Genomic DNA, 18,696 nt, shown 5'->3' on the forward strand with positions numbered 1-18,696 from the left:
AGGCCTGCGGCAAGACCCGCCACAAATTGCGCCGCCACCAGGATGGCGAGAAAAGGCGCAGCCGCGCTGATGCCGAGCGCAACAGCCAGCGCCCCGAAGGCCAGCCGCAACATCCGCCATGCGCCGAAGCGGTCGATGTGGCGTGCCAGGAAGAGGGCGCTGCCTGCCGTGCCCAGTCCGAATGCGGCCGAGCCGATCATTACGCCCTGTACAGACGCGCCGAGCGAGCGGGAAACCTCCGGCGCGATCGGCGACAAGACGAGCGAATTGCAGCCGATCACGGCGACGCAGCCGGTCAAGAGAAAGACGACCGGAGGGATGCGCAAATCCGATGCCAGCGTTAGAACATCATCGGCGGGTGTTTGATTGATCTTCGACATTAAGGCATAATGGCCGAACACCATTAAGCATCAACTGGTAAAAGCCGAATTATGGAAGAAACAGATGACATTCGTTCGCTGGCGGCCGCGACCCAGCAACTCGACCCGATGGACCGAAAAATATTAGCCGTTCTGGTCGAGGACGCGACGGTCAGTTATGCCGAACTGGGCAAGCGGGTCGGTCTTTCCGCGCCGGCCGCGCATGAACGTGTGAAACGCCTCAAGAAAAGCGGAGCGATCCGCCGAATGGCGGCGCTCATCGACCCCTCCGCCGTGGGCAAGGGGCTGCTCGCCTTTATTCATGTCGACACGAGCGGGTGGGGAAAGACGCCGGCATTGATGGCGATCGCCGAGTGCCCGGAGGTGGAAGAGGTGCATTCGGTGGCGGGAGATGCATGCATGCTTTTGAAGGTACGGGCCGCTTCGACGCGTGCGTTGGAGGGGTTGCTTGCGCGACTCTACGATACCCCCGGCGTCAAGGCGACACGCAGCTATGTGGTGCTTTCCACCTATCTGGAACGGCCGCCGCAGCCTGGCGTCACACCGTCCTGGCCGGTGCCTAAAGCTGCACGCCCTGCGGAGATTGTCTAAAATCTCATCCTAATAGTCGACACGGGTCAGATAGAGCCCGTGCGGCGGGGCGACCGGGCCGCAAGCCTTGCGGTCGCGCGCTTCCAGCGCCCGCGTTACCGCGTCGGCGTCCCAGCCGCCTTCCCCCACGCGCTTCAGCGTTCCGGCAAAGGAGCGGACCTGGTTGTGCAGAAATGAACGCGCCGAGGCGCGGATTTCCACAAATTCGCCGTTGCGCGTCACGTCCAGCTTTTCAAGCGTCTTGATCGGACTTTTGGCCTGGCACTGGGCGGCGCGGAACGTGGTGAAGTCATGCGTGCCGATCAGCCGTTGTGCCGCTTCGTTCATGGCGTCCACATCGAGCGGCGCGGAGACATGCCAGGCATGCGCACGGTCAACCGTCAAGGGCGGGCGGCGGTTGTGAATGCGGTAGAGATAGTGGCGCGCCCTGGCGGAAAAGCGCGCGTCGAAATCGCCGGGCACCTGCGTCGTCTCGATCACGGCCACGGTTTCCTTGGCCATTGCCAGACGCGCATTGGTGGCGTTCTGCACGGTGCGGGCAGACCATTCGCGCGACAGGTCGAAATGGGCCACCTGCGCCAGTGCGTGCACGCCGGTGTCGGTGCGCCCCGCACCGAACAGCGTCACCGCTTCGCCGGAGAACGCGGCAATCGCCGTTTCCAGCGCGGCTTGAACGGAGTGATGCTTTGCCTGGCGCTGCCAGCCGAAATAGGGGCCGCCATCGTACTCGATGTCGATGCGAAAACGCGCCATGGTCACAGCCCGCCGAAGGCCGGTGCATAGACCAGCCGTCCGGTTCTGGGCACCGCATCGCCCCACCGCACGGCCTGTAACGCGTCGCATTGATACTCGCTTTCGAAACCCGCGGCATCGTTGCGCGTGTAGCCGAAGCGCCGGTAGTAGGACGGTTCGCCCAACACCACGGAAAGTGTTTCGCCGGTGGTCTTGAGCTGCCGGTGCGCCTCCTCGACCAGTTGCGCGCCAATGCCCCGCCTCTGCCGAGCGGGCAATACGGCAAGCGGCGCCAGCGCAACTGCCGGGGAACTCTTGTCGCCGTTCTCGACATTGAGGCGTGAAAAGAGCACATGGCCGCATACCGCTCCCTCGAACTCGGCGACGAGCGCGAGAACCACATCGCCCGCCGCATGCAGCGCCCGGACGAGTCCCGCTTCGCCGTCGCCTTCAAAGGCAGCGGTCAGCAGGGCATGAACCGTATCGCGGTCGGCCGCGGTCTCGGGACGAATGGTGATGGCGTTCATGGGAGCACGGTTCCCTTTTCAAGCTTCGCGCCGCGCAGGAAGTCCAGAGCCTGCATCGGTTTGCCGCCGGCGCGCTGCACTTCAGTCAGCCGCACCGCGCCATCGCCGCAGGCAATCGTCAGCGCGTCGTCCAGTGCTGCACCCGGCGCACCCTCGCCGTCGACCGGTTGGGCGCGCAGCAGCTTTACGCGTTCCGGCTTGCTGCCGAACTGCATTTCGCACCACGCGCCGGGGAAGGGCGAGAGCCCGCGAATGTGATCGTGAACCTCGCGTGCAGGGCGGGACCAGTCGACGCGCGTTTCGTCCTTCAGAATCTTTTTGGCGTAGGTTGTCCCGTCTTCGGGCTGTGGGGTGAGTTCGAGCGTGCCTTTCTCCAGCGCGTCCATCGCCTCGACCATCAATGACGCACCCATCTCTTTCATCGCGTCATGCAGTTCGCCGCCGGTCATGTCGGGGCCGATGGCGAGGCGTTGCGTCAAGGCGACCGGGCCGGTATCCAACCCCTCGTCCATCTGCATCACCATCATGCCGGTTTCGATGTCGCCGGCCATAATCGCGCGCTGGATCGGCGCCGCGCCGCGCCAGCGCGGCAGAAGCGATGCATGGCCGTTGAAGCAGCCAAGGCGTGTGCCTTCCAGTATGGGTTTGGGCAGAAGCAGGCCATAGGCGACGACGATGGCCGCATCCGCATCGAGGGCGCGGAAGGCGGCCTGCTCTTCTTCGCTCTTCAGCGATTTCGGCGTGCGCACATGGATGCCGAGCGCTTCGGCGGCTTGATGCACGGGCGACTTCGTCATCTCGAGCCCGCGCCGCCCGGCGGGCCGTGGCGGCTGGGAGTAAACGGCCACGATCTCGTGTCCGGCCTCCGCCAGGGCCTGAAGGGTGGCGACCGAAAAGTCCGGGGTGCCCATGAAAATGAGACGAAGTGCCATGCCGCGTTTCCGATGCGTCCGATAAGCGAAAAGCGCGCGCAGGCGCTCATGCCGCTGCTTGAAACGAATTTAACGGGCAGACGTCAAGCCCCGCACGCCGAAATGGTTCGCCAGGCCGGGAAGGCCGGCTTTACCCATTACCCGACCATCCGCGCGGGCGGGCGATCCTTGGCAAGCTTTTTGAACTTGCGCACCACCATGTCGCGTTTGAGTTTCGACAGATAGTCGATGAACAGGACGCCGTTCAGGTGGTCGATCTCGTGCTGCAGGCAGGTGGCGAGCAGGCCGTCGGCCTCCATCGTTTGCTGCTTGCCGTCCAGATCGAAATAGCTGACTGTCACACCCGCCGGCCGCTCCACCTCCGCATAATAATCGGGAATGGAAAGACACCCTTCCTCATGCACGTTGCGCGCATCGGTGCTGGCGACGATCTCGGGGTTTACGACCACCAGCGGCGCCGGCTCCTCGTCCTTGTCCGCAACGTCGATCACCAGCATGCGCAGGGGCTCGCCGACCTGAATGGCGGCAAGGCCGATGCCCGGCGCGTCGTACATGGTCGCCAGCATGTCGTCGGCGAATGTGCGCAACTGATCGTCGAAGCGCTCCACCGGATTGGAGGTCTCGCGCAGGATCGGGTCGGGAAGAAGGACAAGCGGTCGAATGGTCATGGCAGTCAGGTAAGCCCTGTCCGGGAGAAGGTCAATACAGAACGCTTGTTCACGTTTTGGTCTTATGGTGTCATCACGAATCGTCTAAAGTGCTGCCGATGAACGAGATGTCCGACATTTTTTCCGCGCCCGTGGCGCAGCTTGGCGCGAGCACCTTCACGCTCGGCCAGCTTCTTCTCGCCGGTGGCTGTCTGCTTTTGATATTGATGGCGGTGTTGGTCACCGGGCTCTGGCGCGCGGCGCGCGCCCGCGCCGTGGCTGCCGCCGAGGCTGCCGAGCATGCCCGCGAGGCCGAAGCGCGCATGGCCGAACTCACCAAGGCGCAGGCCGAGCTTCAGGGGCGTATGGGATCGATTGCCGAAGTGTTCGGCAGCCGGCAGGCGGAATTGACCAAGGCCTTGTCGGACAGGCTCGACGGCATGAGTTCGCGGCTTGGCCAGTCGATTACCGAGCAGACCAAGTCGACGCATGAAAACCTCGCCAAGCTGCAAGAGCGATTGGCGGTCATCGACACGGCGCAGAACAACATCCAGTCGCTTGCCGGTCAGGTGGTGCAGCTTCAGCAAATCCTCTCCAACAAGCAGACGCGCGGCGCCTTCGGCCAGTCGCGCATGGAGGCGATCATCGCCGATGGATTGCCGCACACGGCTTATGAGTTCCAGGCCACGCTCTCCAATGGCAGCCGGCCCGACTGTGTGGTCAAGATGCCCAACGACGCGCCGTCCCTGGTGATCGATGCTAAGTTTCCGCTCGAGGCGTGGAACGCCATCCGCGCGGCATCCGAGGAGGAGGGCGGCGGCCCCGAGGCCCGCAAGACGGCCGAATCGGCGTTTCGGCGCGACGTCGAGGTGCACATCAAGGCAATCTCGGAAAAGTATCTCCTGACCGGCGAAACGCAGGACACGGCGTTCATGTTCGTGCCCTCGGAATCGATCTTCGCCGAGATCCACGAGAATTTCGAAAACCTCGTCCAGCGCGCGCACCGGGCACGTGTGGTCATCGTCTCTCCCTCGCTGTTGATGCTCTCAATCCAGGTGATTCAGGCCGTGCTCAAGGATGCGCGCATGCGCGAACAGGCACATCTTATCCAGGCCGAAGTGGTTCGGCTGATGCAGGATGTCGGCCGGCTCGACGACCGGGTGCGCAAGTTGCAGACCCATTTCATGCAGGCGAACAAGGACGTCGACATGATTCTGACCTCGACCGACAAGGTTACCAAACGCGGCGCCAGGATCGAGGCGCTGGAGCTTGGGGCGGGCGAGGCCGAGAAATCTGGCGGCGGCGACAATCGCCTTGCACCGAAAAAGCCTGACGGCGAGGGGGGGCCGGGTTCCGGCCAGCTTCGGCTGCGTGTTGTGGATGAATAATTCGAACTCTGGCAGCGTCGGCCTCCGACCCGGTCGGCGCGGCCACCGATGGAGGATATGGGGAGCGGGGCATGAGCGGTACGTCGCTGACGGCGGGCTGCCCTATCTCCTGCGATCGCAGATCGATGCATCGCATTCTTCTGCTTGGTCGCGGTGTTTCCCCTTGCGGCGGTGGGGGCGTTCTGGACGGCGTCAATCCTGGCTGGAAAAACGCGCCGTCAGCGCCTCTAGCGCGGTGGTATCCGTTGCCGACCGTTCCCTGAGCGCTGCCACCAGGCAGGCTTCGGATCGAAGGATCACGCCATCGTCGAGAACCTTCAGGTGATTGGCGGTGAGCGTCGATCCCGTCGAGGTGATATCGACGATCACATCCGCAGACCCCGCCGCGGGTGCACCTTCGGTCGCACCGAGGCTTTCCACGATGCGGTAGACCTGAATGCCGTGTTTCTGGGAGAAGAACTGCTGCGTGAGCCGCCAGTATTTCGTGGCGATGCGCAGGCGGCGTCCGTGCCGGTGGCGGAAATCGGCGGCCACATCGTCGAGATCCGCCATGGTGGCCACGTCGAACCAGACCTCCGGCACCGCAACCACCACATCGGCCCGGCCAAAGCCCAGCCGCGCGGCGATCGCCACCTTGCGTTCCCAATCGGGAATGGTTTCACGCACCAGATCCTCGCCGGTCACGCCCAGGTCGACCGTGCCGCGCTCCAGTTCGCGCGCGATTTCGGATGCCGAGAGAAAGGCGATCTCGACGCCCTCCACGCCTTCCAGCGTGGCGCGGTAGCGCCGGTCGTTTTCCGGCAGATGTACGGTGAGGCCGGCCTTTTCGAGCTGTGCCAGCGCGTTTTCCTTGAGACGGCCCTTGGAGGGCAGGGCGAGGGTTATGCTCATGCCGCCGTCTCCCTCAATGCCGCAACGCGGTCGAGCCAGATGGAAAAGCCGACGCCGGGAATGGGGGTCTCCGCGCCCAGAAGCGTCAGGAGCCGGTCATAGCGCCCGCCGCCGGCCAGCACCCGCCCGCCATCGGCAGCGGCGATCTCGAACACGAAGCCGGTGTAATAATCGAGCGGACGGCCAAAGCCGGCGTCATAGGTGAACGCGTCGAGCGGCAGACCCTCGCTGCCGATCCGCTCCGCGCGCGCCGCGAAGGTCTCGAGCGCGTCGTCCAGAATGAGGCCGTTTTCGGCGGCGAAGGCAGAAAGACGCTCGCCCGCCTCGGCAAACGGCACGCGCATGGCAACGAACGCTTTCAGCGCGCTCATTGCCGCGTCGGTCAGCCGCACGCTGCGCAGTTCCGCCTTCTCGATCAGCCGGCGGGCGATTTCCTCCGGCGTGCGCCCGGCAGAGGGCGAAAGCCCGGTCTCTTCCATCACTGTGCCGACATGTCCGGCAAGGGCCGCCTCATCGCCGCGCGCCACCAGACCGGCAACCGCACGCGGCAGATTGGCCGTACCTTGTGGATTGGCAAGGTCGTCGAGTGCCGCCTGCAGGAGTTTTTGCGAGCCGAAAGCGCGGGTCAGGCGCATCTGCCAGCCGCGCGGCAGACCAAGGGCCGAAAGCACCGCCTCGAAGACCGCCTGATCGCCAAGCATGACGGACAGCGTCTTATCGGGCAGAACACGCGCCAGAAGCGCATAAGCATCGGCCAACGAGCGCGCATCCGCGCCGGCGCGGTCGCTCGCACCAAGGTCCTCGATGCCGGCCTGAAAGAACTCCGCCCCGCCTTCGCGCTGCTGGCGGAACACTTCACCCAGATAGGCATAGCGCTGCGGTGTGGCGGCGCGTTTCTCGATGTGGTCGCGGCAGACGGGAATGGTGAATTCCGGCCGGAGGCACAGATTGGCGCCGGTCTCGCTCTCCGTCAGGAAGATGCGGCGGCGCAAATCCTCGCCCGCCATATCCAGAAACGGGTCGGCCGGCTGGATGATGGCGATGTCGGTCAGCGCCGCACCGCGTTCAGAAAAGAGCGCGACGATCTCGTCGGTGAAGGCAGGTCCGCGCAGGGTCATGATCAGGATGCTTCGGCCTGTGTCGCAAGCACCTTGCGCACCGTCTCCACCAACTCGCCTTCGCTGACGGTCAACTGCGCCACGCGCGCCTCGCGCCATTCCTCATTGCTTTCGATTTCGGCGGAGAGTTTCTTGCCCTCGATCAGGTCCTTTATCTGCACCTCGCCATTGGCGCGCTCATCCGCGCCCTGAATAATGGCCAGCGGCGAACCGCGCCGGTCGGCATATTTGAGCTGATTGCCGAACTTCTTCCAGTTGCCCTGATACATCTCGGCGCGAATGCCGGCAGCGCGCAGCGCCTGCGTGAACTGCTGGTATTTCGCCATCGCCTCCGTGTCGCCGTCCATGACGGTGATGAGGACCGGCGGCAGGACGGGATCCTGACCGAGCTTGCCGAGGTTTTTCAAGGCCGCCATCAGGCGCGACACGCCGATGGAAAAGCCCGTCGCCGGAACCGGCTGGCCACGGAAGCGCGAAACGAGCCCGTCATAGCGCCCGCCACCGCCAACGGAACCGAAGCGCACGATCTCGCCCTTCTCATTGGGGATTTCGGCGGTCAGCTCGGCCTCGAAAACGGGGCCGGTGTAATATTCGAGGCCGCGTACGACGGAAGGATCGATCTTGATGCGGTGGGTGTCATAACCGGCGGCACGGCACAGGCTCTCGATCTGCGCCAGTTCGCCGGCTCCCGCCTGAAATGTCTCATTGGCGAGCGCGTCGGCCTTTCCGTCGACATAGTCCAGCACGATCTGGGCGTTCGCCGCGTCAAGCCCTGCACCCTTCGTGAAGTCGCCTTCGCCTTCCTTGCCACCGTCCCAGCGGCCTTCGCCCAGAAGGAGCTTCACGCCTTCCGGTCCGAACTTGTCCAGCTTGTCGATGGCGCGCAAAACAGTGAGCTTCTGCGCATCGTCGGACACGCCGATGGCCTCCATCACGCCGTCGAGCACCTTGCGGTTGTTGACGCGGATCACATAGTCGCCGCGGGCAATGCCCAGCGCTTCCATCACATCGGCCATCATCATGCACATCTCGGCATCGGCGGCCACGCCGGGCGCGCCCACCGTGTCGGCGTCGAACTGCATGAACTGGCGGAAACGGCCCGGTCCCGGCTTTTCGTTGCGGAACACATAGCCGGCCCGGTAGGTGCGGTAGGGAAGCTGGATGTCGTTGAAATTCTCGGCCACATGCCGCGCCAGCGGCGCGGTCAAGTCATAGCGTAGCGAAAGCCACTGCTCGTCATCGTCCTGTACGGAGAACACGCCTTCGTTGGGCCGGTCCTGATCGGGCAGGAATTTTCCGAGCGCATCGGTGTATTCGAAGATCGGGGTCTCGACCGGGTCGAAGCCATAGCGCTCATAGACTTCGCGGATCTTGGCATTCATCTCTTCTATGGCGCGAATGTCGCTTGCATGGCGGTCGACAAAGCCGCGTGGGAGCTTCGCCCGGGTCTTGTCAGCCTTTTTCGCCATGTCGAAATCCGTTCTTGAAATGAAGAAAACCGCGCCCTGAAAGGGGCGCGGCTGTCCTAGCCGATCATGGCCGAAGCGGCAAGGCCGTGCGGCTCAGCCGACGATGCGCAGGTTGGAAAGCTCGTCGCCAATGGCCTTGAAGGCATCGTCCAGATCGCCGCCCGTGGCGTTCCAGAAGAGCTTCACCGGCTTGCCGTTGCCGTCCTTGCGGGTGCGCGAGTCGGAGGCGCAGGCCTTCAGCGCGTCGATCTGCTTTTTCTCGGTGTTGTCACGGCTGTCGAGGTCGAGCGCAACCGTCATCACGATGATGTTGTCGGACTTCGCGTTCTCGCAGATTGCGCTCATATGGCTGGTCATGGCGGCCGAGTAGTTGCCGTTGGAGTAATTGTGCTCGCTTACGCCGTCGGCTCCTTCGAAAAGACGGCTCTCACCGTCCCGGTTTCGCACATAACCATAGTTGGAATAGACCGATTTGGCGCCGGCAAGGTCGTTGCCGCCCGAGCGGTAGTAGGTTCCCGAATAGCTCTGAGCGGTAATGCTGGTGGGCGTATAATATGTGTTGGCTCCATCCGTCAGAACGATGACGACCTTGTCGTTGCCCTTCTCGGTGTCCGGGCGGCCTTCGGTAAAGGGTGCCCGGCCCGAGACCACGCGCCAGCCCCAGGCCAGCCCTTCGGTCACATTGGTCGCGCCATTGGCTTCCATCGCGTCGATGGCGGTGTCGATTTCCGAAAGCCCCTCCGGCCGGCCGACATCGGTGAGCGGCGTGATGGCTTTCGTGCTGCAGCTTGCATTCGGACCCTCGTCCATTCCCATGGCACGGGTTTCAAAGGGTTTGAAATATTTGGGCATATACGCCTGGTCATCGGCTGCCGTTGTCGAGCCGCCGGTAAAGTCGTCCCACCAATTGTTGTTCGCCGGACGCCAACTGTGGTCGGTCTGATCCGTTTCATCGGGCGCGAACATGGGCACGAACAGCGTCGCCGGCTTGCCGCGATCAGCGGGATCGTCGTTGATGTTGAGAGGGTAGGGCCGCATCTCCACGCAGCCACCCCAGCTCGTAAAGCTGCCGTAAGTGTAGGATTTGGTCTCGACCCATTCATGTTTCCGGCACGAACCATTGTTCCAATACTTCGTGCATTCGTAATTCCAGTCGGATGACGAGCCCGTAATCCGCTCCATCTCGTCATACAGCGTGAAGCGGGTCACCTTCTGCCCCTCGGCGTCGCCCCAGGCACTGCCGCGTTTGTAATAGACGCCGCCGCTTGTTTCGACGCGCATCTGAGAATTCGCGGCCTTCATGGTGGACCAGTCGAAATTCTCGTGGTGAATGGGCGAGCTTCCGTCTGTGTCCATCCAGTTCGCATCGGCATTGTTCGCGCCGACATTGACCGAGGCAGCGAAGGGCACCACGCCGAACTGCACCGGTTTCTGGATCTGCTTCATCTGCGCGCCTTCCGCGGCGATGGTTTTGACCAACTCCTTCGCCGCCTTCTTAAGAATCGCAAGGCGTTTTTCATAGGAACCGGTCGCTCTGTAATCCATAGAACCGGAGTTATCGAGGACGAGGGCCACTTCCAGCGTGTTCTTGAGCCGCACTTCGCTCTGCGCGCGGAAGTCGATCTTCGTCTCGGCTTCCGGGTTTTCGCCGCGAAGCTTCTGGAACACGGGATAGAAGATCGGCGCGTATTTCAGCTCCGCTTCCAGTTTCAGCGTTCCACCGCCGGTGTTCTGGTTGGGCAGGGTGATGAGAAGTTTTGCATTCTCCGGTCTGACACCGCCGAGATTGGCTTCGAAGAAATCTCGCGCATAGACCTCGGCTTCCTCATCCGTGGCGCCCTGGGTGAGGTATCTTGCAGTCGCGATGCCCGCCGCGTCCAGCGCATTCAGCGTCATCTGCCTCTGTCGCGTAACCTGGCTGTAATCAACCACGAGCGCGGCCACGCCCATGATCGGCGCCATCACCAGCGCCGTCATCATGGCAAAGTTGCCGCGACGGTCCTGCACGAATTTTCTGAGCATTTGTGCCACCCCAATTGCAGTGCTGGGCCAAAAATCGCGGAGATTGCTTAATCCGATGTAACCGGCGCGATCGCGTATGTATTTGTGGTTCTCATGGCGTTAACCGGAACGCTCGAATCGTACGGACACGCGCTGCGGCGATAAAACCGGGGTGACAGTGAAGCCCGCTTCCGATAATTCCCGGCCTGTGCCCCTTTCACCGGACCCTCCAATGCTTGAGACGAACCGTTCGCCCATGCCCCAAGCACCGCAGATTATCGACACGCTCGACAAACTCACCGCCCCCTACGATGCGCTCCTTTGCGATGTGTGGGGGGTCGTGCACAACGGCGTGAGCGCTTATCGGGACGCTTGCGCCGCGCTCGCACGGGCCCGCGCGGCGGGGAAGACCGTGGTGCTGATCACCAATTCTCCGCGGCCGCATCCCGGTGTCGAAGAACAGCTCGGCGTGCTTGGCGTGCCGGAGGATGCGTGGGACCGCGTGGTGACCTCCGGCGACGTGACCCGCGATTTGATCCGCACCGCGCCACGCCGTCTGTTTCATATCGGGCCGGACCGCGACCAGGCGATCTTCGAGGGTATCGACGTGGATCTGGTGGAGGATTTCGAGGCTTCCGGCGTGGTCTGCACGGGCCTGTTCGACGACGAGAACGAGACGCCCGAGGATTATGCGGAAATGCTCGAGCGCCTCAGAATGCGCGATCTTCCGTTCATCTGCGCCAATCCCGACATCATCGTCGAACGCGGCGACAGGCACATCTGGTGCGCCGGTGCGCTCGCGCGCGATTACGGTCTTCTCGGCGGGCGTACGCTGATTGCGGGCAAACCGCATCGCCCCATCTATGAGGCGGCGTTCAAGGCGGCCGGCGAGGTCATGGGGCGTCCGCTTGCGCGCGACAGGGCATTGGCCATCGGCGATGGCGTGCTGACGGACGTAAAAGGCGCGGACCTCTACGGCGTCGACGTTCTGTTCGTCACCGACGGCATCCATGCGCGCGAATACGGCAATGGTGAGGGACCAGAGCCCGAGCGCCTTGCAGCGTTCCTGGAAACGCATGGCCACAATCCCGTGGCGGCCATTCCGCGGCTCAAATAGAGGTTGCGCGTGGCCGGCCCGATCGAACGCATTGCCGATCTGACGGACTTGCCCGCCCCTCTGCGCGGGGGGGTGGTCGCCATCGGCAATTTCGACGGCGTGCATCGCGGGCATCAATCGGTGCTCGAGCCCGCGCTGGAGGTCGCCAGGCGCGAAGGCGTTCCGGCGCTCGTGCTGACCTTCGAGCCGCATCCGCGTCGGGTTTTCCGGCCGGACGTCCCGCTTTTTCGCCTCACGCCGGCCCCCATGAAGGCCGCGCTCCTGGGCACGCTCGGCTTCGATGCGGTGGTCGAACAGCGCTTCGACCGGGCATTTTCCGGTCTGTCGCCGCAGGATTTCGTCAAAACCGTTCTGGTCGAGGGGCTCGGCATCTCCCACGTGGTGACGGGCTTCGATTTCCATTTCGGCAAAAATCGCAGCGGCACGCCGGACCTGCTCGCCGAGGCCGGAAAGGACAACGGCTTCGGCGTGACCTTGGTCGATGCATATTCCGACGAGGGCGGGGCGGTGATTTCATCGAGCCGCATACGCGGCGTGCTGGCCGAGGGGGATGTGGCGGAAGCCGCGGGCCTGCTCGGCTATCGCTATACCGTCGAGGCGCCGGTGACCGGCGGTCAGAGGCTTGGCCGCACACTGGGGTTTCCCACCGCCAATATGGCGCTCCCGCCCGAGACGGAGTTGCGTCACGGCATTTATGCGGTGCGCTTTCGTCGTGCCGATGGCAGCCTCCACAACGGCGTTGCGAGTTTCGGTCGTCGCCCGACGGTCACCGAGGACGGCGCGCCGCTGCTCGAAACGTTCGTGTTCGATTTCGACGGCGATCTCTACGGCGAAACCTGCTCCGTCTCTCTGTTCGGCTTCCTGCGCGGCGAGGTGAAGTTCGAGGGGCTCGATCCGCTGGCCGCCCAGATGAAACGCGACGAGGCGGAAGCGCGCGCGCTGCTTGCAGAGGTAAAACCCCATTCCACCCTCGACACTGCACTCGCTTTCGACGGCCTTGTCGTGTGAGGCCAATCGCCTCTTTATTCTTGCGCCCGCCTCGGCTAAAAGCCGTTCCCATGATGACACGCGCCGGTTTCATACCGATTGCCATACGAATTATTGGCCCGGCCTTCCGTGCGGCCTGAGTGCCGCGGAAGGTCCGGGTTTGCCGCGCGTCAAACGCGCTTTTTCCGTTTCATGACACTGGCTATGGCGAAGCCTTTCGCTGCTTTGCCTTTCTCACGGCGATAAAATGACCGACACGTCCGAAAAGATCGATTATTCCAAAACCCTCAACCTGCCGCAGACCGAGTTCCCGATGCGCGCCGGTCTTCCCAGGAAAGAGCCCGAGCTCGTTTCTCGCTGGCAGGAGATGGACCTCTACCGTCTGATGCGCGAGGATGCCGCCGGCCGGCCTCAGTTCGTGCTGCATGACGGCCCGCCCTACGCCAATGGCAACATTCATATCGGCCACGCGCTGAACAAGGTATTGAAGGACATCATCACCCGTTCGTTCCAGATGCGCGGCTACGATTCCAATTATGTGCCCGGCTGGGACTGCCACGGCCTGCCCATCGAATGGAAGATCGAGGAACAGTACCGCGCCAAGGGCAAGAACAAGGACGAGGTTCCGGTCAACGAATTCCGCAAGGAATGCCGCGACTTCGCCGCGCACTGGATCAAGGTTCAGACGGAAGAGTTCCAGCGGCTCGGCATTGAGGGCGACTTCAAGAAGCCCTACACGACGATGAACTTCCACGCCGAGGCGCGGATCGCCGGCGAACTGTTGAAATTCGCCATGTCCGGCCAACTCTATCGCGGCTCCAAGCCGGTGATGTGGTCGGTCGTCGAGCGCACGGCGCTGGCCGAGGCGGAGGTCGAGTATCACGATCACGAGAGCGACACGATCTGGGTGAAATTTCCGCTGATCGATGGACAGGCGGACCTTGCTGGCGCCTTCGTCGTCATCTGGACCACCACACCCTGGACGATTCCGGGAAACCGTGCCGTCTCCTATTCTGCGCGCATCGCCTATGGGCTCTACGAGGTCACCGCGGCGGAGAACGACTTTGGCCCGCAGGCAGGCGAAAAGCTCGTCTTCGCCAAAGCGCTGGCGGAAGAATCCTTCGCCAAGGCGAAGCTGGAATACAAGCATTTGCGTGACGTGTCGTCCGACGAACTCGGCGCCATCGTCTGCGCGCATCCGCTCAAGGGCTTTGGCGGTGGATATGAATTCACCGTTCCGCTGCTGCCCGGCGATCACGTCACCGACGATGCCGGTACGGGTTTCGTCCACACCGCGCCCGGCCACGGCCGTGAGGACTTCGACGCCTGGATGGATGCAGCCCGCGATCTTCAATCTCGAGGCATCGATCCGGCCATCCCTTTCACCGTGGACGACGCCGGCTACTTCACCAAGGACGCGCCCGGCTTCGGTCCCGATCGCGAGGGCGGCCCCGCCCGCGTCATCGACGACAAGGGCAAGAAGGGCGATGCCAACAAGGCCGTCATCGAGGCGCTGATCGGCGAAGACAAGCTGTTCGCTCGCGGGCGTCTGAAACACTCCTACCCGCATTCCTGGCGGTCGAAGAAGCCGGTCATCTTCCGCAACACGCCGCAATGGTTCGTCTATATGGACAAGGATCTTGGCGGCTACGGCCTTCCGGAAGAAGGCCGAGCGTCCGACCGGGCGCCGGGCGATGTTTCGCCCGCCCTCGCGGAGGCCAGCTCGCGCAGCGAGCGCGCGGCCGTGAGCGCAAACCAACCCGACACGCTACGCTCCCGTGCCCTCAAGGCCATCGACGAGACCCGTTTCGTGCCCGCTGCCGGTCAGGCGCGTCTGCGCGCCATGATCGCCGACCGGCCCGACTGGGTGCTTTCGCGCCAGCGGGCATGGGGCGTTCCGATCTGCGTCTTCGCCGATGAAGACGGCAATGTGCTGAAGGACGACGCCGTCAACCAGCGTATCCTCGAAGCCTTCGAGGCCGAGGGTGCGGATGCATGGTTTGCCGACGGCGCGCGCGAACGCTTTCTTGGCGAGCGTGCCGGCGAGTCCTGGCGCCAGGTCATGGACATTCTCGACGTCTGGTTCGATTCCGGTTCCACCCACACCTTCACGCTGGAGGACCGGCCGGATCTCAAATGGCCCGCCGACGTCTATCTGGAAGGGTCCGATCAGCATCGCGGCTGGTTCCATTCCTCGCTTCTGGAAAGCTGCGCCACGCGGGGCAGGGCGCCCTACGACACGGTCATCACCCATGGTTTCACCATGGCCGAGGACGGGCGCAAGATGTCGAAGTCGCTCGGCAATACCGTGGTGCCGCAGGACATCATGAACCAGTCAGGTGCCGACATTCTGCGCCTCTGGGTCGCCACGACCGACTATTGGGAAGACCAGCGTCTCGGGAAGTCGATCATCCAGACCAATGTCGATGCCTACCGCAAGCTCAGGAACACGACGCGCTGGATGCTCGGCACACTCGCCCACGACACCGGCGAGGACGTGCCTTTCGCCGACATGCCGGAGCTGGAACGGCTGATGCTCCATCGCCTCGCCGAACTCGACGAGTTGGTGCGCAAGGGCTACGACAATTTCGACTTCAAGCGCATCATCCGCTCGTTGCTCGACTTCATGGTCGTGGAACTGTCGGCATTCTATTTCGACGTTCGCAAGGACGCGCTTTACTGCGACGCACCGTCGAGCCTGCGCCGCAAGGCCGCCCTTCAGGTGGTCCGCACTCTGTTCGACTGCGTCGCCACCTGGCTTGCGCCGATGCTGCCGTTCACGATGGAGGAAGCCTGGCTTGAGCGACATCCCAAGGCACGCTCCGTTCACCTGGAGCAGTTTCCCGCTGTTTCTCAGGAATGGCGCAATGCGGAACTCGCCGAGAAATGGCGCAAAATCCGTCGGGTGCGCCGCGTCGTCACCGGCGCGCTCGAGATCGAACGCAAGGAAAAAACCATCGGTTCCTCGCTCGAGGCCGCTCCGGTCGTTTACGTGAACGACGAGGGACTACAGGCGGCCATCGCGGACCGCGACATGGCCGAAATCTGCATTACCAGCGGCATCGACGTGCGGCACGAGGCGCCGCCGGCGGAGGCTTTCACGCTCGACGAAGTGCCGGGCGTCGGTGTCGTCTTCGCGCGTGCCACTGGCGAGAAATGCGCGCGCTCCTGGCGGTACACCGATGACGTCGGTTCCGATCCGGCCTTCCCGGATGTGTCGGCGCGCGATGCGGCGGCGCTGCACGAATTGCGGGCGCTGGGGCGCCTGTAAACGGTCGACGGGGGAAGCTTCGGCGCTGCCGATTGCTTCCCGCCGCCGCCTTCGCTACAACTGCCGCCGGGTTAGGGATGCCACGTTGTCGCCGGATTCGTGCGCGACATGCGTGGTTTGAATTTCCCGACGGTCAAGAACAACGGGACGACAAGCAGAATGCGTTGCCTGTCCGGCGGCATTCTGGGAGAGAGGTGGCAGTGAAGACATCGGAAACCACAACGTCGCGGCGTTCCGTGCGCATGGTTGCGGCTTCGGGCACATTGTGTCTCTCGGCCGTTTTTCTGTCCGGTTGCATCGGCTCGCCGACCTACGGCACCGACAAGTCGGCCGATCAGCAATTGCTTGAAGATGTCACCGGCGTTCTCTCGCTGGGACCGAGAGACAGACAGCGCATCGACTACAAGCCGCGCGCGGGCATTGTCATGCCGTCCTCCACCGAGGTTCTGCCGCCTCCGCAGGAAGATGTCGCCTCGGCCGGAAATCCCGCATGGCCCGAATCTCCGGAAGAGCGTCTTGCGCGCGTCCGCGCGGAAGCGACCGAGAATCAGGACAATCCGTTCTACAAATCCCCCGTCGTTCGCGACATCGGCGTCAATGCACGCGGCGAAGACGGTTTCGTGAACCCGGAAATGGCCAAGAAGCAGCGCGAGGAATATATCAAGCGCCGTGCCGCGACCGCACAGGGTAACCCGACCACGCGTCGCTATCTGAGTGAGCCGCCGGTAAACTACCGTCAACCCTCCGATACCGCGCCGGTCGGCGAACTCGGCGAGGACGAGGCGAAGAAGGCGCGCGCGGCCAAGCGTGCAGCACAAAAGGATGGCGGCGGTTTCGATCTTGGCCGTCTTTGGCCCTGGGGCTCCTGAACGGATATTGATGACGCAGCAGGCTGCAGCGCCCGCTGTCTCGTTTAACATTCTTGCTTTTCAGATATATGGGATGGCAGGTGATTACACCTGACTATCGAATGCCTTAGCGCTGCTTTTTGAAAAAAGACTTCAACAATGCGGAGGCCGCGGCTTCGCCGATGCCGGAATAGATTTCCGGTGCATGATGGCAGGTTGGCAGAGTGAAAAAGCGCGCGCCGTTCGTCACGGCCCCACCTTTCTCGTCGCCGGCCCCGAAATAGAGGCGGCGGATACGCGCGAAGGAGATCGCGCCAGCGCACATGGCGCACGGCTCCAGCGTTACATAGAGGTCGGCATCGATCAGGCGTTCCGAGCCCAGCTTGCGGCAGGCTTCGCGGATCGCCACGATCTCCGCATGGGCGGTGGGATCGTTGCACGCGCGGGTGTGGTTTCCCGCACGTGCGATCACCGCGCCGTCATGAACGATCACCGCGCCGACGGGCACCTCGCCGCGGTCTGCGGCAAGACGCGCCTCTTCGAGCGCGACATTCATGAAGCTGGTGTATTTCGCTTTTGTCGGTCTGCTCAATCTTTTTGCTCGCAACTGGCGGTGCGAATTGATACCTAGCCGCCTCTATAGCATTGCGTGCGAAAGCGGAATCGATTTTCGTGACACGCGATCTCTGATTTAAGAACTCTGGAACGGTACCGCCGCATAGCATGCGTCGCGGAATTCCGGGGCAAAAGGCCGTCATGACGAAAGATCGACCCAAAGACACCAAACGGGACAGCAAGCCACGCAAGCCAGCCCATCGCATGGACGCGGTCCCGAAAGACACAGAGAAGCCTGGCGCCGAGCGCATCGCCAAACGTCTGGCGCGCGCGGGCGTCGCCTCGCGCCGCGACGCTGAAGCGATGATTGAGGCCGGCCGGGTCAGCGTCAATGGCAAGGTGCTTTCCTCTCCCGCCTTCAATGTCGGTGCCTCGGATCGCATTCTCCTTGACGGCGCGCCTCTTCCGGCTGTCGAGCGCACGCGCCTTTTCCTCTTTCACAAGCCGGGCGGCGTCGTGACCACCAACCGCGATCCCGAAGGTCGCAAGACCATCTTCGATGCGCTGCCGGAAGGATTGCCGCGTCTCATCACCGTCGGACGACTGGACATCAACACCGAAGGACTTCTGGTGCTGACCAATGACGGCGGACTGGCACGCGCGCTGGAACTGCCGGATACCGGCTGGCTGCGCCGCTATCGCGTGCGCGTTCATGGCAAGGTCGACGCCGCCGCGCTCGAAGGGCTCAAGGAGGGCATTGCCGTCGACGGCGTGTTCTACGGCGCCATCGAGGCCACGCTCGATCGGGAGCAGGGCAGCAATGCCTGGCTGACACTCGGTCTGCGCGAAGGAAAGAACCGCGAAGTCAAAAACGTGCTCGGCGCTCTTGGCCTCGAGGTCACGCGCCTGATCCGCATTTCCTACGGGCCTTTCCAACTTGGAACGCTGGGCGAGGGCGCGGTGCAGGAGGTCAAAGGCCGCACCCTGCGCGATCAACTCGGCGAGCGGCTGATCGAGAAGGCCGGCGCCAATTTCGACGCGCCCGTGCGCAAGCCCTTCACCAACAAGGCGGCCAAGGCCGAGGAGCTCGGCGTGCCGGTGCTCGACGAGGCCGCCTTCGTCGCGCTGCTCGAGCACGGGCCGGAGTCCTGACGGACGAGGGCCCCGTCGCCTAGGCTGGCAGGTGAGGGGGACCTGGGAGGAATCATGGACATCCCTACCGTCATCGGCATCGTCGCCGTC

General features: G+C 63.3%; 16 protein-coding genes and 1 pseudogene. 7 read left to right on the forward strand and 10 right to left on the reverse strand.

Going from position 1 to position 18,696, the window contains the following annotated elements; genetic code table 11:
- A partial coding sequence (locus QZ638_RS15180) for an MFS transporter (RefSeq protein WP_366936246.1) occupies nucleotides 1-380 on the reverse strand: 380 nt, incomplete at its 3' end.
- Between the two features lie 51 nt (nucleotides 381-431).
- Between QZ638_RS15180 and QZ638_RS15185 the strand changes: the two genes are divergently transcribed.
- On the forward strand, nucleotides 432-971 hold the full coding sequence (locus tag QZ638_RS15185) for an Lrp/AsnC family transcriptional regulator (RefSeq protein ID WP_295812147.1): 540 nt from the start codon (nucleotides 432-434) through the stop codon (nucleotides 969-971).
- Between the two features lie 9 nt (nucleotides 972-980).
- On the opposite strand, the gene truA is transcribed toward QZ638_RS15185, so the two are convergent.
- The 4 genes from truA to def form a co-directional block, all read right to left on the reverse strand.
- Nucleotides 981-1,724, reverse strand: a complete 744-nt coding sequence (gene truA, locus QZ638_RS15190; protein WP_295812150.1) for a tRNA pseudouridine(38-40) synthase TruA — start codon at nucleotides 1,722-1,724, stop codon at nucleotides 981-983.
- A gap of 2 nt (nucleotides 1,725-1,726) precedes the next feature.
- Nucleotides 1,727-2,230 (reverse strand): GNAT family N-acetyltransferase, encoded by a 504-nt coding sequence (locus QZ638_RS15195; RefSeq protein ID WP_295812153.1) that lies wholly within the window; start codon nucleotides 2,228-2,230, stop codon nucleotides 1,727-1,729.
- Nucleotides 2,227-3,162, reverse strand: a complete 936-nt coding sequence (gene fmt, locus QZ638_RS15200; protein WP_295812154.1) for a methionyl-tRNA formyltransferase — start codon at nucleotides 3,160-3,162, stop codon at nucleotides 2,227-2,229. The genes QZ638_RS15195 and fmt overlap by 4 nt, the downstream gene beginning before the upstream one ends.
- A gap of 137 nt (nucleotides 3,163-3,299) precedes the next feature.
- A complete protein-coding gene (gene def, locus QZ638_RS15205) occupies nucleotides 3,300-3,830 on the reverse strand; it encodes a peptide deformylase (RefSeq protein ID WP_295812157.1) in 531 nt (176 codons plus the stop codon).
- A 98-nt stretch (nucleotides 3,831-3,928) separates the two neighbouring features.
- Here def and QZ638_RS15210 point away from each other — a divergent pair, with 98 nt between their 5' ends.
- Nucleotides 3,929-5,197 carry a DNA recombination protein RmuC gene (locus tag QZ638_RS15210; protein WP_295812159.1) on the forward strand — a complete coding sequence of 423 codons (1,269 nt, stop codon included), beginning with the start codon at nucleotides 3,929-3,931 and terminating at the stop codon, nucleotides 5,195-5,197.
- A gap of 192 nt (nucleotides 5,198-5,389) precedes the next feature.
- Here QZ638_RS15210 and hisG read toward each other — a convergent pair whose 3' ends face one another.
- The 4 genes from hisG to QZ638_RS15230 all read right to left on the reverse strand — a co-directional run bounded on the left by hisG (nucleotide 5,390) and on the right by QZ638_RS15230 (nucleotide 10,697).
- A complete protein-coding gene (hisG, locus tag QZ638_RS15215; RefSeq protein ID WP_295812164.1) occupies nucleotides 5,390-6,088 on the reverse strand; it encodes an ATP phosphoribosyltransferase in 699 nt (232 codons plus the stop codon).
- Entirely contained in the window at nucleotides 6,085-7,206 is a 1,122-nt protein-coding gene (locus QZ638_RS15220) for an ATP phosphoribosyltransferase regulatory subunit (RefSeq protein ID WP_295812167.1), read from the reverse strand. Before QZ638_RS15220 ends, hisG begins: the two co-directional genes overlap by 4 nt.
- Before the next feature lie 2 nt (nucleotides 7,207-7,208).
- Nucleotides 7,209-8,675: a histidine--tRNA ligase gene (hisS, locus tag QZ638_RS15225; protein WP_295812173.1), complete on the reverse strand. Its 1,467-nt coding sequence runs from the start codon at nucleotides 8,673-8,675 to the stop codon at nucleotides 7,209-7,211.
- Nucleotides 8,676-8,768: 93 nt separating this feature from the next.
- The gene (locus tag QZ638_RS15230; protein ID WP_295812177.1) at nucleotides 8,769-10,697 is read right to left on the reverse strand and encodes a TadE/TadG family type IV pilus assembly protein; all 1,929 of its coding nucleotides are present in this window, start codon (nucleotides 10,695-10,697) and stop codon (nucleotides 8,769-8,771) included.
- A gap of 235 nt (nucleotides 10,698-10,932) precedes the next feature.
- Here QZ638_RS15230 and QZ638_RS15235 point away from each other — a divergent pair, with 235 nt between their 5' ends.
- The 4 genes from QZ638_RS15235 (at nucleotide 10,933) to QZ638_RS15250 (ending at nucleotide 16,920) form a co-directional block, all read left to right on the forward strand.
- Nucleotides 10,933-11,793 (forward strand): TIGR01459 family HAD-type hydrolase, encoded by an 861-nt coding sequence (locus QZ638_RS15235; RefSeq protein WP_295812185.1) that lies wholly within the window; start codon nucleotides 10,933-10,935, stop codon nucleotides 11,791-11,793.
- A 9-nt stretch (nucleotides 11,794-11,802) separates the two neighbouring features.
- The gene (locus QZ638_RS15240) at nucleotides 11,803-12,801 is read left to right on the forward strand and encodes a bifunctional riboflavin kinase/FAD synthetase (protein WP_295812179.1); all 999 of its coding nucleotides are present in this window, start codon (nucleotides 11,803-11,805) and stop codon (nucleotides 12,799-12,801) included.
- Between the two features lie 226 nt (nucleotides 12,802-13,027).
- A complete protein-coding gene (gene ileS / locus QZ638_RS15245) occupies nucleotides 13,028-16,051 on the forward strand; it encodes an isoleucine--tRNA ligase (protein WP_295812180.1) in 3,024 nt (1,007 codons plus the stop codon).
- Between the two features lie 200 nt (nucleotides 16,052-16,251).
- Entirely contained in the window at nucleotides 16,252-16,920 is a 669-nt protein-coding gene (locus tag QZ638_RS15250; protein WP_295812181.1) for a hypothetical protein, read from the forward strand.
- A 106-nt stretch (nucleotides 16,921-17,026) separates the two neighbouring features.
- Here QZ638_RS15250 and QZ638_RS15255 read toward each other — a convergent pair whose 3' ends face one another.
- On the reverse strand, nucleotides 17,027-17,455 hold the full coding sequence (locus QZ638_RS15255) for a nucleoside deaminase (protein WP_366936247.1): 429 nt from the start codon (nucleotides 17,453-17,455) through the stop codon (nucleotides 17,027-17,029).
- Nucleotides 17,456-17,718: 263 nt separating this feature from the next.
- On the opposite strand from QZ638_RS15255, the pseudogene QZ638_RS15260 reads away from it, so the two are divergent.
- Nucleotides 17,719-18,501 (forward strand): annotated as a pseudogene (locus QZ638_RS15260) (pseudouridine synthase); the annotation flags it as partial.
- Between the last annotated feature and the right edge of the window lie 195 nt (nucleotides 18,502-18,696).

Source organism: uncultured Nitratireductor sp. (assembly GCF_913053745.1).
Classification (GTDB): Bacteria; Pseudomonadota; Alphaproteobacteria; order Rhizobiales; family Rhizobiaceae; genus Nitratireductor.